The following is a 13276-nucleotide window of genomic DNA, read 5'->3' on the forward strand; positions in this document are numbered from 1 at the left end:
ATCGCACTTATTCGCGCATCAACTCGACGACGCGATTGCCCCACAGCTTGGGCTTCATCGTCGTGCCGTGCCCGACCGTCTCGGGGCTAAAGGGGATCATCATGAACTGCTCGGGCTTCAGCTTGGCCGCCATGCGCGGGACCTCGCCCGCCTCGGGCGCATTGACGAAATCGTCGGCGCTGTTGATCCACAGCACCTTCGCCTTGATCTTCGCCAGATCGGGCTCGGGATTGTAATCGCGCGACGCGTCGAACTGATAGATCATGTCGTTGGCGTCCTGCCGCGGCGCGGTCTGGAGCAGCCGGTCCACCTGGGCGTCGGCCGCCTCGCGCGTCGGGAATTGCCGCTGCAGCGTCGCTGGGGTCGAGGTCGAGAAGCTCAGGATATAATTCGCCTCGCGCAGGCCATAGACCGGCGGCGTGGTGTAGTTGCCGCCCAAAAAGGCCGGATCGCTCTTGATGCTTTCGATCAGCATCTTGCGGAACAGCCGGTTACGGCCGGCGATCGCGGTGGGTGTGCAGGCGAGCGGCAGGATGCGCTTCATCGCGTCGGGATAGGTGGTCGCCCATACCCAGCTGTGCATGCAGCCCATCGACTGGCCGCCGATCAGCTCGAACTTCTGGATGCCGAGATGCTCGGCCAGCGCGCGCTGCGCATTGACCATGTCGAGATAGTTGAACTTGGGGAAATTCTGCTTCAGCCCGTCGCTCGGCTTGGCGCTGCCGCCATGGCCCATGCCATCGGGCATGACGATGAAGAACTTCGTGATGTCGAACACCTGGCCCGGCCCGAACACCTCGTTGCCGAACGCGGCCGAGGCCATGCCGCGTCCGGTGCCGCCGGTGCCGTGCAGCAGCATGATCGCATTGGTCACACGGCCCTGCACATCCCGTTTCGGCGTGCCGAGCGTCGCGTAATGGACGTTCATCTTCGCCATCGTCTCGCCGGTGTGGAAGCGGAACTCGGGGACGGCATAATCGGCCTCGGTCGTCTTCCACGGCGAGGGTGCGCGCGCCTGCGCGGCGACGGGCGCCGACGGCACCTGCTGGGCCGCCGCGCCGATCGCCATGCTCGCCAGCGCGAGCGCGCCCGCGCCGAGCAGCGCGGTTCGACCGTTCGGGATCATCCTCTTCATGTCGTTGCCTTTGCGAAAGCGAGTTGGAAGCATCTCAATAGCTGACCTTGACGCCCAGGAAGAACTGCCGGCCGATGATGTCGCCATACCCCGCGCTGTACGGGAAGGACGGCGCGGTATCGGTGAAGTTGTTGATGCCCGCCCGCAGCGAGAAACGGTCGAGCCGGTATTCGGCGGAGATATTGTGGCGCGTGTTGCCGGCCACCGGCAGGACCGAGGCATTCTCGACCGTGTCGGTGTAATTGATCTTCTCGGCCGGCAGGATGTAGGCGCTGTAGTTCAGCCGGAACGACCCGATGGCGTAATGCGCCTCGGGCTTCCACACCCAGCGCGGCAGCGAGGTGGTGTCGTCGGTCCGCACCAGATCCAGCCCGGTGACCGAGGTGACGCGCAGCGTGTTGTGCGTCGCCTGCAGGCTCACCGTCAGCGCGCCGATATCGCCCTTCGCACCGAAGAGATTGGCCAGGTCCGCGCGATAGGTCGCGGAGTAGATCTCGCCATGATATTTGAGATAGCCGGCATTGAAGGTGGTCGCGCGGGCAGTGGCGAGCGTACCGTCCGCATTGAAGCTGAAGGTGCTGCAGATGCCCTGGTCCGGGCTCGGGCTGTCGAAGCAGGTCGACAGGAAGGACGTCGCCGAGAAGTTCGACAGCGCATTGTCGAGGTTCAGGCGAATACGGTCGGCGGTGATGGTCAGGCCCGGCACGAAGGTCGGCTGGAACACGAAGCCGAGGGTGAAGGTGCGCGAGGTCTCGTTCTGCAGATCGGGGTTGCCGCCCGTCGTCACCAGCACGCGGCGGAAGCTGCCGCCGAGGTCGAAGAAGCCGGCCAGCCGCGCCACCGCCGACGAGCCGGCCGGCAGCGCGTCGGTCGCGCCATAGGTCGGGTTCGCCTGGAACAGCGCGAGGCAGTTGGCGGCGCGCGCCGTCGGGTTCGAGCCGCTGGCGATCGAGGCGTTGGAACAGGGATTGGTGGCGGTCGCTACCGCCGTGGTCTGCGGCTGGAGCAGCTGGTTGAGGTTCGGCGCGCGGAAGTTGCGGCTGAGCGAGGAGCGGATGGTGAGCCCCGGGAACACGCCCCAGCGCGCGCCCAAGCCCCACACATTCTCGCTGCCGGCGAGCGAGTCCTTGACGATGCGGTAGGAGCCGTTGACTTCGAGCGACTGGATCAACGGCAAAGTGAAGTCACCGCCGACGATCGGGATCAGCAGCTCGCCCGCGCCTTCATTGGTGTGATAACCGCCCTTGAACGGCGCCAGCATCGATCCGGCGCCGATCAGGCCAAGGCGATCCGCCTCGAGCGGTGTCGTCTCGACATTCTCCTCGCGATGCTCATAGGTCAGGTTGAACTTGGCGGTGCCGCCCGGCAGCTTGACGATGTCACCGCCGACGCTGAGCAACGCATCGGTCTGATCGTTGACGTAATTGGGCAGCACGCTGCTCTGGTTGGTGCCGCTCTGCACCGTCACGTAATTGCGCGCGGCCTCGCTCATATTGACATGGCCGAACAGGTTGAGCGGCGCGCAATTGGGATCGACGACGCTGACCAGGTTGATCCGACAGACGATCTGCCCCGCACCATTGCGTACGGCGTCGGCGGCGTTACGTAGACGGATCTGGTTGAGGTTCCAGCCTTCATAGGTCGTGTCGACCCGGGCCTTGCTGATCGACGCCGACCAGTTGAACTCGCGGTCGAGCCACTCGAACTTGCCGTCGAGCGCGAGCAACCCGCGATAGGTTTTGGTGTCGGTCCTGAGGTTGGTGTCCGGCATGATATTGTCGAGGAACTTGCCGAGATACAGCGCCCCGCCCCCGGCAAAGGCTGGCGACGCCGCGCTGAGCTGCGACAGCACGGTGGGGGTCAGATAGGCATTGTCGCGATAGACCGCGAAAGAGAAGGTGCCGCCTGCGGCCGAGCCGGTATTGTCGAACTGCATCGGGCGCATGCGCGCGAGCGGATCGTTGGACAGCGTGCGGGCGTAGAGCAATTCGGTCGAGACGGTGATGTCGTCGGTCAGGTCGTAATGGCCGACCGCCGTCGCCGAATAACGCTCGATGCCGGCGAACAGCGTCGATTTGGAGTTGTAATCGACGCCGTCGCCGCCCTGGGCGAGGTTCGAGAACACCACCTTCCCGGTGTCGTACGGGACAAGCGCGGTGCCCGCCCCGTTGAACTGGACGTAGTTGCCGTTGACCTTGAGCAGCGAGGCGAGCGTGGTGCCGGTATTGGCCCAGAACATGCCGTTATAGCTGGACGACCACGTCTTGGTGTTGGTGAAATAGACCGTCGCCGGGATGCCGTCGCTGTTGCTCGTATTGGCCGGATTGGTGCCGGGGAACGGGACAAGGCGGGACGCCTCGCGGTCCGGGAAGAGCAACGGATCGGACTTCGAATAATCGAGGTTCAGCGCGATATTGCCGCGCCCGCCGCCGAAATTAGTGCCGAAGGTGCCGCGCAGGCTGTAGACCGGATAGTCGCCGCGTGACGAGATGCTCGACTGCGCGTCGAGCGTCACACCCTGGAAATTGCGCTTGAGCACATAATTGATCACGCCCGCCATCGCGCCCGATCCATAGACCGCCGCGCCGCCGGCCTGGACCACGTCGACCCGCTCGATCAGGCCGACCGGGATGATGTTGGTGTCGACCGCCGCATCCTCCAAGCCGGAGCCGGTGGTGACCATGCGCCGGCCGTTCACCAGACTGAGCGTGCGCCCCGCGCCTAGGTTGAACAGGTTCGGGTAATTCTGCACCGACACCTGGCTGCCGATGCCGGTGTTGCGCGAATAGGACGGCGTGATCGCGGGGATTTCGTTCAATGCCTGGCCGATCTGGGTGAAGCCGCGCTCCTCGAGCACCGCGGGGCTGACGATGGTCACCGGCGCGGGCGTCGTGGTGTCACTGGTGCGGATGCGCGATCCGGTGACGACCACTTCCTTGCCGCCCTGATTGTCCAGCACTGCTGACGCGGTCTCCTCCACCGGTGGGGTCGCCCCGGCCGCCGGCGCTTCCTGCGCCATCGCCCAACCCGGGCTCACCAGAAGAGAGAGAAGAGTCGAACCGGCAAGCACCGTCGACCTGGAAAAACGCGCGCCCGCACGTGCCATGTGAGTCCCCTTAGTCTGTCCCGATTTATATATTATCTATCGTATACGATATTCTAACTTCGCAACCTGTCAAGCGATTCGGCAGGCATTCCGGCAGAAAAGACAGGCGATCCGTGCGGATCCGCAACAGCCGGAAATCAGCCCAGTTTCGGGCAGGTCCTGCGGACGTCCCGCATTGCCGGGGCCGAACCCAGCACGGCGATCCGCCGAATCGTCACCGGCGGCACCAGCGTCTCGCCCTGCGCCTTGCCGTAGTGAATCGCGCGCAGTACCGGAGCGCCCGCAATCACCTGGCCGAACACGGCAAAGCCCTGCCCGTCCTTGTTGCGCCTGCCGCCGAAATCCATCTCGGGCGATGCCTTGACCACGATCGAGAAGCTCGACGTGGCGGTGTCCGGCCCCCAGCGCGCCATGGAGAGCGCGCCGCTGACATGGCCTAGTCCGGTCACGGAGGAGCGTTCGAGCGGGATAGGCCCGAACAGATCCTCCTCCTCGCCGGCGCGCGTCCGCACCTGGATCACGTCGATCGGCACAGGATTGCCGACCACATGGTCGCTCCGCACCGTCCGGAAGAAAGCGCCGCCATCGAACGCACCCGCCCGGACATAGCGCAGGAAATTGCACGCGGTGATCGGCGCCTTGCGATAGGCAACCTGCGCCTTGATCAGACCCGCCGACGTCTCGATGCCGACAATAAGCGGCGGCTCCGGCCGCGGTCGCGCCGCTATGCTTTCGGGCAACGCGGCGAGAAGAAGCAGCGTCGCCGCGCCGACCTTCAAGGAGCAGACGGCGACGCGCATCTCAGCGCCGGGGCCCGTCGGGATGCGCCGCCCGATATTCCTGCAGGCGGTCGATCGCATCCGATTGCATCAGGATCTTCGACTCCGGATCGAACGTGACGCTTGAAAAGGCGTCGATCGGCAATTCCCCCGTCCCGTCGGTCATGGGCAAGGCCGTGGTCTTGCCGTCGATCCGCACGTCGACCGGCATCGGGAAAGGCAGATTGTCGGGCGTCTGCCAGTGCAGCTTCACCTTCCCGCCCTCACGCTCGCTCACCAGCTTGGGCAGCGCGGCGCGGTAGAGATAGACGTGGAAGAACCAGCCTAGATCCTTGCCGGTCACCTGGTTGACGATCTTCAGATAGCCCTGGGTCGAGCCGAACTGCGGCTGAAAATTGCCCGGCTTCGGATCGGGGCGACCATAGACCAGGATGCGGACCGATTTGAAGAATGCCTCGTCGCCGATCAGGTTGCGCAGCGAGTGCATCACCCAGCTGCCTTTGGGATAGATGTCCCCGCGCGGCCCCTCGGGATCGAGATAGACCTGCTTCTCGGTCAGCTCCTTGCCGCTGACCAGCGGCTTCTCGTTGCGGATGCCAGCACGCTGCGACATCAGCAGCGACATCATGTCCATCTTGCCGTGCAGATAATCGGCAAGCAGCGGCTGCATGTAGGATCCGATGCCCTCATGCAGCCAGAGATCGTCGTAATTGGCGTTGGACAGCTGGTTGGCGAACCATTCATGGCTGAATTCGTGGTTCATCAACGGGTCGAAGCCCGTCGGCGTCTTCACGTAATTGCCGGTGTACCCGTTGAGCGTCTGGTTCTCGAGACCCGAATATTTGACGTGGATCACGCCCATCTTCTGGTCGGACCAGGGATAGGGGCCGATCTGCGATTCGAAGAAATCGAGCGCGACCGGGAATTCCTTGAACAGCTCGGCGGCCTGCTTCTCCTCACCCGGCAGATAATAATAATCCATCGGGAAATGATTGCCGAAGCGGCTCTGATACTCCGCCTCCATCACCTTGTACGGGCCGACATCGAGCACCGCGCCATAATGATGGATGCTGCGCCCGTGCCAGTTCCAGGTGGTCCAGCCGTCCTTCTCGGTCGAGCCCATGAACTTGCCGTTGCCGGGCGCCATCAGCCCCTTGGGCACGGTGTAGTGAAGGTCCGTGGTGTCGGGCTTGCGCGTCGGATGGTCGATGCACGGATAGAGCAGGTCGCAGCCGCCGCCCCAGAGCGAGGTGTCGATCCAGGGCTGGCCGGCGTCCGTCTTCAGCCAGGTCGTGCCGCCCTCCCAGGGCGGCCGCTTGGCCAGCGGCGGCGTGCCCGAATAGACGACGCGCGCGACAATCTTCCTGCCCGCCGCCAGCGGCTTCGGCAGCGCGATGCGCAGCTGCCCTTCCGGGTTGGAATAAGTGGAGGGGCTGATCTTGCGGCCGTCGAGATAGATCGCCGACACGACGAATTTGGGGAAGAGATCGAGAATCAGCGTACGCACCGGCGCGGTCGCCTTGAGCGTCAGGACGGCGTCGCTCTCCAGCCTCTTGTCCTCGGGGAACACCTTGGTGCTCAGGTCGAGATGCTCGAACGTCAGCGCCATCTGCTCGGCGGGGCGCGGGCCGCCCTGGGCGCGGGTATGCGGCGTCATGAACTTGGCGGCGGCATCGGGATCGTCGGCCTTGACGATCGTCTCGTCACGCGCGCTCGCCGCCGAACCGCATCCCAGCACCGCCATGGCACAGGCCGCCGCCGTCACCGCCAGAACTGACCGCATCATCCCTCTCCCCAAACCGAATTCTTCATTCCTCAGAACCGAGCGGCACGGACCCTGGCGCCATGCCAAGGCCCGTGCCGCCCATCGCGACGTCTGTCCCCGCCGCGACCTCAGAAGCCCTTCTGGATGCGGACGTAGAAGAAGCGCCCGCGCGAGTTGAAGGTCAGATTGTCGAAGCCGTTGGCATAATTGCCCTCGAGGAACGGAGGCATGTTGTCGCCCACATTCTCGACGCCGAGCGTGAACTTCGCCTTCTCGTCCTTGAAGTCGTACATCAGCGCGATGTCGTGCTGCAGATAGCCGTCGGCATAGAGATGCTTGCCATTGACCAGCAGCGAGGCATCGTTGCGGACACCGCCGACGAAGCGCGTGCCATAGGTCGCCGACATCGCCCCGAGCGACCAGGTCGCGCGGGTGGTTGCACGCCAGCGTGCGAGCGTGCCGATTGCCGTGGTATAGGTGCCGATCCGCTCGATCGAAGGCTGGCCCGGTGCCGGCGACAGCTTGAAGCTGGCGAGGTAGGTGGCGTCGCCACGCAGGTTCAGCTTGCCCCAAGACGCCTCGCCAGTGGTGTATTCGGCGCCGATATCGATGCCCTTGATCGATTGTTCGAGCAGGTTGTCACGGGTTGCCTGCAGCTCGAAGATCGAATTGTCGGGATTGCGCGTGACGCGGCCCTGATAGGCGGCACCCAGCGCATTCTGCATGATGATGTAATCGACGTCCGCCGTGCCGATGATGTCCTTCTTGGTCAGCTTGTAGAAGTCGATCGTCAGCGACAGGCGCGGCACGAAGCTCGGCGTGAACACCGCGCCGATCGTCAGGTTCTTCGCGGTTTCCGGCTTCAGGCCCGGATTGCCGCCAGTGACGACGAAGGTGCCGGTGGTGACGGGCGCCTGGCGGCCGCCGCAGCCGGGATAGGTGGCATAGCTCGCCGTGGCGCAAGGGTCGGTGACCGGGCGATAGCCGCGGCTCTGCGTGCTGTTCGCCTCGGTGAAGGTCGGCGCGCGGAAGCCCGTGCCCCAGGAGCCGCGGACCAGCAGGTCCTTATAGGGCCGCCATTTCACCCCGACCTTGGGGTTCCAGGTGTCGCCGAACGCATTGTAATGCGAGAAGCGGCCGGCCGCCTCGATGTCGAGGCGATAAATGAACGGGATGTCCTTCAGCACCGGGATGCCGACTTCGGCGTAAAGCTCGGAGACCTTGCGCTTCGGCGGCAGGAACGGCGGCGTCTGGGTCGAATAATCGGGCGCATTGTCCTGGCGCTGCGCGAAGCTCTCTTCGCGATATTCGCCGCCCAGCGCGACGTTCAGGTCGCCCGCCGGCAGCGTGAACAAGGTGCCGGACACGTTCGCCACGAACGAGCGGAGGTCCGCCGTAATGTCGCGATAATGGTCGGCCGAGACCGAATCGAGCATTGTCTGGGTGACGGTACCGGCCGGACCGAACAGGTTGATCGGCACGCAGCCGGAATAGGCAAGGCACGCCGCGGTCGGGCCGGCGGCGCGCTGCAGCCGGCTGGTGACGACACCGCGGCCGGCATTGGTGAACTGGTTCAAATGCTGGAAGTTGGCCGAGACGTCCCATTTCCAGCTTCCGGCGATCTTGCCTTCCAGGCCAGCGACGATCCGGTAGAGGTTCGATTCCACCGCGTTGATGCGGCCGGTGCCCTTCCCTTCCTCGACCAGCGTACGATAGGCGACCAGGTCGCGGCCGAACGGGTTGTACATGTTGCTCGCGCTGACAGTGATGCCGCCGTCGAAATAATCGGGCGCGAGATAGCCGAACGACGTGCGGTGGCTGTACCCGCCCTCGACATAGGCGTTGATGCCCGATCCGATCTCATATTCGCCAGTGAAGGTCGTGTTGAGCTGCTTGATCTCGGACGCGCTGGTTTCATATTGCCAGTAATTGATGCCGTCATTCTGCGTGCCGGTCGCCGGGGTGAACACGCCGGGGAAATAGGCGTCACGGTAATCGCCGAGCGTCTGCCCCATGGCGACACCTTCGCGCAGGATCATGATCGTGTTCGGGCGCGACGGGTCGATGTTCCGGAACGCCGTCGCCGTGATCGGTGCCGAATCGCGGAAGTTGCGGCCGCCGAGCGAACGCCAGTCGGGATCGAGGCTGATCGGGCGGTCGCCGATCAGGTTCCCGCCGGCTTCGCGATAGCTCGCGTTGAACATGAAGCCGCCTTCGTCGAACTTCTTGCCGAAGGTGCCGCTCAGCTCGCGATTGGGCAGGTCGCCGCGGCTCGAAATGCCGTAGCCGCCCTTGAGCAGCACGCCGTCGAAGCTGCGGCGCAGGATGATGTTGACCACGCCCGCGATCGCGTCCGACCCGTACACCGCCGAGGCGCCGTCCTGCAGCACTTCGACCCGGTCGACCGCGTCGAACGGCACGCTGTTGAGATCGACCGTGCCGCCCGCCGTGTTGGAGAGCATGCGTCGGCCGTTGACCAGCACGAGCGTGTTGACGGCGCTGAGGCCGCGAAGCGCGACGTTGGCCGATCCGTCGTTGCCGCGGCCCGCGGTATCGCTGGCCGAGGCCGATGCGACGGGAATGTCGCGGATCAGCTCGCCGATGCTGGTCGAGCCGGTCGCTTCGATATCGGCGCTGCTGAAGATGGTGACCGGCGCCGATCCGGTGAGATCGGTGGTGGGCAGGCGCGATCCGGTAACGACGATCTCGGGGCCGCTATCATCCTCGGCCGATGCCGGAACGTCCTGGGCATAAGCGGCGGTCGCGAACGCCATTGGGGCGGCGGCGAGTAACAGGCGTGCAATCCTGGAATATGTCATGAAAACCCCCTTTGTTGCTGTCCGCGTCGGTGTTCCCCGATCGCGATCCCATCGATTCTCGAAGTTCTTATACCGTATACTATCTACTTTAAGCACAGTCCATATTGGTTGCAAAAAAATGTCTGCGCTGTGACGGGGTGTGGACGCCGGGCGCATGTCCTCTGCCCCCGTTTCGAAAACGGGGCGCAGCGTCGGGAAATCTCGCCGAAGCGAGGGGTCGTCAGGCGGCCGGAACGCGATCCTGCGACGCCAGGCTGTGCCGGCGCCCATAAGCGACATACGCCAGCAGCCCGATCACGTTCCACCCGGCGAAGCGGGTCAGCGTGTGCATCGGCAGGCTGAACATCAGATAGAGACAGCCGAGGATCGCCAGCGTGCCGATCAGATAAGGCTGCGGGCAACGGAACACGCGCGTCAGCTCGGGCTTGCGCTTGCGCAGGATCATCATCGAGGCGGCAACTGCGATGAACGCAAGCAGCGTCCCCGCATTGGCCAACTCGGCGATCTCGTCGAGTCGGAAGAAGCCGGCGGCCAGCGCGACGAACACCCCGGTGATCGCGGTGATCCGCACCGGCGATCCGGTGCGCGGCGAGACCACGCTCAGCGCGCGGGGCAGCAGCCCGTCACGCGCCATGACGAAGAAGATGCGGCTCTGGCCGTACATCATCACCAGGATCACCGACGGTAGCGCGATCAGCGCGGCGAGGCCGATCAGCCAGGCGGCGAGCGGATGGTTCAGCGTGCGCAGCACATAAGCGAGCGGCTCGGCCGAATGGCCGACATCGAGATAGCTGACCGCGCCGACCGCGGAGATCGCGACGAGCATGTAGATCAGCGTGCAGAGCGCCATCGATCCGACGATGCCGATGGTCAGGTCGCGGCCGGGATTCTTCGCTTCCTCGGCCGAGGTCGCGACGGCGTCGAAACCATAAAAGGCGAAGAACACGATCGCCGCCGCGGCCATCACGCCGCGCGTCGTCCCCTCGGGCCCGACATGGCTGGTGAAGCCGTACGGCATGAATGGCTTCATATGCCCGATGTCGAAAAACGGCAGGGCCAGCGCCACGAACAGCGCCAGTGCGGTGAGCTTGATGATCACCAGGAAGATGTTGAAGGTCGCGCTCTCGCGCGTGCCGCCGATCAGCATGCCGGCGACCGCCAGCGCGACGAGCACCGCCGGCAGGTTGATGATGCCCCCGCCATGCGGACCCGCCAGCAATAGCGCCGGCAAATGGATGCCTGCCGCCTCGATCCAGCCGACCAGATAGGCCGACCAGCCGACCGCGACCGTACTGCACGCCAGCGAATATTCGAGGATCAGGCTCCAGCCGACGATCCAGGCGAAGGTCTCGCCGACGACTGAATAGGTATAGGTATAGGCGCTGCCCGCGGTCGGGATCATCGTCGCCAGTTCGGCATAGGCAAGCGCGGCGCAGGCGCAGACCGCGCCGGCGATGGCGAAGGCGAGGATGACGGCCGGGCCGGCGCGAAACGCGCCCACGCCGGTCAGCGTATAGATGCCGGTGCCGACGATCGCCCCGACGCCGAGCGCCAGGAGATGCGGCCAGCTCAGCGTCTTGCGCAACGCCCGGTCGGGTTCATGGGTGTCCGCATTGTAGAGCGGCTTCAGTGGACCCAGTAGACTTCGCGCCATTGTCTCGCCCCTTTATGTTTGCCGTTGTCGTCCGGCACTTCGATGGCCCGGCCGCTTTGCGTGCCGCGCCTGTTTGTCAGGTGACCGAAAACCCCGCCCAGAAAGCGTCGGCCTGATCGATCCAGATGGTGTTGAGCCCTGTCGCGATCGCCGAGCCCTCGATCGACGGGATGATCGCGGGCGTATCGCCCAGCATCGTCTCCGCTTCGATCCGGCCGGTGAAGCGGCTGCAGATATAGCTTTCATGCACGAACCGGTCGCCGACCTTCAGGCGCCCGGTGGCGTGAAGATGCGCCAGCCGCGCCGACGTGCCGGTGCCGCACGGGCTGCGGTCGATCGCCCGCTCGCCATAGAAGACTGCGTTGCGCCCATCGGCGCCCTCGCCCTTCGGCCTGTCCGCCCACAATATGTGGCTGACGCCGCGGATCGTCGGATCGACCGGATGGACGGGCTCATAGATATCGCGGACCATCGCCCGGATCGTGCGGCTCAGCTCGACGATCCGCGAGGCGCCAAGCTGGTCGAGGCCCTGATAGGCACCCTGCGGCTCGATGATCGCGTAATAATTGCCGCCGTACGCCACGTCGATCGACAGCGGGCCGAAACCCGGCACGTCGATCTCGAGGCCCCGGGTGGCGAGATAGGCCGGAACGTTGCGCAGCTTGACCGAGGTCACCCGGTCGCCCTGCTGCTCATAGGTGACATCGATCACCCCGGCCGGCACCTCGACGCGCAACTGGCCGGGAATGCGAGGCTGGATCAGCCCCTGTTCGAGCCCGAAGGTGATGATGCCGATGCTGCCATGGCCGCACATCGGCAGGCAGCCGCTGGTCTCGATAAACAGGATCGCAGCGTCGCTCTCCGCGTCGGCCGGCGGATAAAGGAACCCGCCCGACATCATGTCATGGCCACGCGGCTCCAGGCACAGCCCGGTGCGGATCCAGTCGAACCGCGCCAGGAAATCCTGGCGCCGCTCGCTCATCGTGCTTCCCTCGAGCGACGGGGCACCGCCTGCCACCAGCCGGACCGGATTGCCGGCAGTATGCCCGTCGATACAGAAAAACGTGTGACGCATCAGGCCGCTACCAGGTCCCCCAGCGGCCGGGTGGCCGCGCATTTCTCGACCATGGCAATCACTTCGGCGCGGCGCGCGCCGGCCAGCGGCAGGCGCGGCAGGCGGACCCGCTCCGACCCGCGACCCATGATCTCCTCGGCCAGCTTGATCGACTGGACGAGATCATGCTCGGCGTCGAGATGCAGCAGCGGCATGAACCAGCGATAGATGCGGCGTGCCTCGATCCAGTCGCCGCGCTCGACCGCCTTGATCAGCGCGACCGATTCCTGCGGGAAGGCGCTGGTCAGGCCGGAGACCCAGCCCGACGCGCCAAGCAGCATGCCTTCCAGCGCGACATCATCCAGCCCGGCCATCACGATATAGCGGTCGCCATAACGGTTGATGATGTCGGTGAACCGGCGGGGATCGGGCGCGCTTTCCTTCACCGCGACGATATTCGCGATCGGAGCGAGCCTGTCCAGCGTCGGGAAGTCGACCGACACGCGGTAGGCCGGTGGATTATTGTAGAGCATGATCGGCAGGCTCGTCGCCTGCGCGACGGTGGTGAAATGCGTGGCCAGCTCCTCGGAGGTCGGCACATAGACCATGGCCGGCAGCAGCATCAGCCCGTCCATGCCGATCTCCTCCGCCTCGCGAGCAAAGGCCGCGGCGCGGGCGGTGGTGAATTCCGAGACGCCGCACACCAGCGGAACGCGGCCGCCGACGGCTTCGACGCCGGCACGGAGCACTGCATGCTTCTCCGCGACGTCGAGCGAATTATTCTCGCCGCAGGTGCCGAGCAGGATCAGGCCGGTCACGCCATCGTCGACCAAGGCGGTCAGCACCTTCTGCGTGGCGTCGATATCGATCGATCCGTCAGGCGCAAACTGGGTGGTGGCGGCCGGATAAACACCGGTCCACATGGGAGCTTCAAATTTCACGTAATCCCTCCGTTGATTGTGTT

8 protein-coding genes are annotated in these 13276 nt (G+C 64.9%); all 8 read right to left on the minus strand.

Annotated features, from left to right (window positions below):
* Positions 1 to 7: 7 nt before the first annotated feature.
* Positions 8 to 1135, minus strand: coding sequence for an alpha/beta fold hydrolase (locus WC729_RS25905; RefSeq protein ID WP_372857352.1), 1128 nt, complete (start codon positions 1133 to 1135; stop codon positions 8 to 10).
* 34 nt (positions 1136 to 1169) lie between these two features.
* Positions 1170 to 4241, minus strand: a complete 3072-nt coding sequence (locus WC729_RS25910; RefSeq protein ID WP_372857354.1) for a TonB-dependent receptor domain-containing protein — start codon at positions 4239 to 4241, stop codon at positions 1170 to 1172.
* Positions 4242 to 4378: 137 nt separating this feature from the next.
* The gene (locus WC729_RS25915) at positions 4379 to 5041 is read right to left on the minus strand and encodes a peptidylprolyl isomerase (protein ID WP_372857356.1); all 663 of its coding nucleotides are present in this window, start codon (positions 5039 to 5041) and stop codon (positions 4379 to 4381) included.
* A gap of 1 nt (position 5042) precedes the next feature.
* Positions 5043 to 6803 carry a M1 family metallopeptidase gene (locus WC729_RS25920; protein ID WP_372857358.1) on the minus strand — a complete coding sequence of 587 codons (1761 nt, stop codon included), beginning with the start codon at positions 6801 to 6803 and terminating at the stop codon, positions 5043 to 5045.
* Between the two features lie 110 nt (positions 6804 to 6913).
* The gene (locus WC729_RS25925; protein ID WP_372857360.1) at positions 6914 to 9604 is read right to left on the minus strand and encodes a TonB-dependent receptor plug domain-containing protein; all 2691 of its coding nucleotides are present in this window, start codon (positions 9602 to 9604) and stop codon (positions 6914 to 6916) included.
* 220 nt (positions 9605 to 9824) lie between these two features.
* Positions 9825 to 11258, minus strand: a complete 1434-nt coding sequence (locus WC729_RS25930) for an amino acid permease (protein ID WP_372857362.1) — start codon at positions 11256 to 11258, stop codon at positions 9825 to 9827.
* Between the two features lie 76 nt (positions 11259 to 11334).
* Positions 11335 to 12333, minus strand: coding sequence for a 4-hydroxyproline epimerase (locus tag WC729_RS25935; RefSeq protein WP_372857364.1), 999 nt, complete (start codon positions 12331 to 12333; stop codon positions 11335 to 11337).
* Entirely contained in the window at positions 12333 to 13235 is a 903-nt protein-coding gene (locus WC729_RS25940) for a dihydrodipicolinate synthase family protein (protein ID WP_372857366.1), read from the minus strand. The genes WC729_RS25935 and WC729_RS25940 overlap by 1 nt, the downstream gene beginning before the upstream one ends.
* Between the last annotated feature and the right edge of the window lie 41 nt (positions 13236 to 13276).

This window comes from Sphingomonas sp., from assembly GCF_041661825.1.
Lineage (GTDB): Bacteria > Pseudomonadota > Alphaproteobacteria > Sphingomonadales > Sphingomonadaceae > Sphingomonas.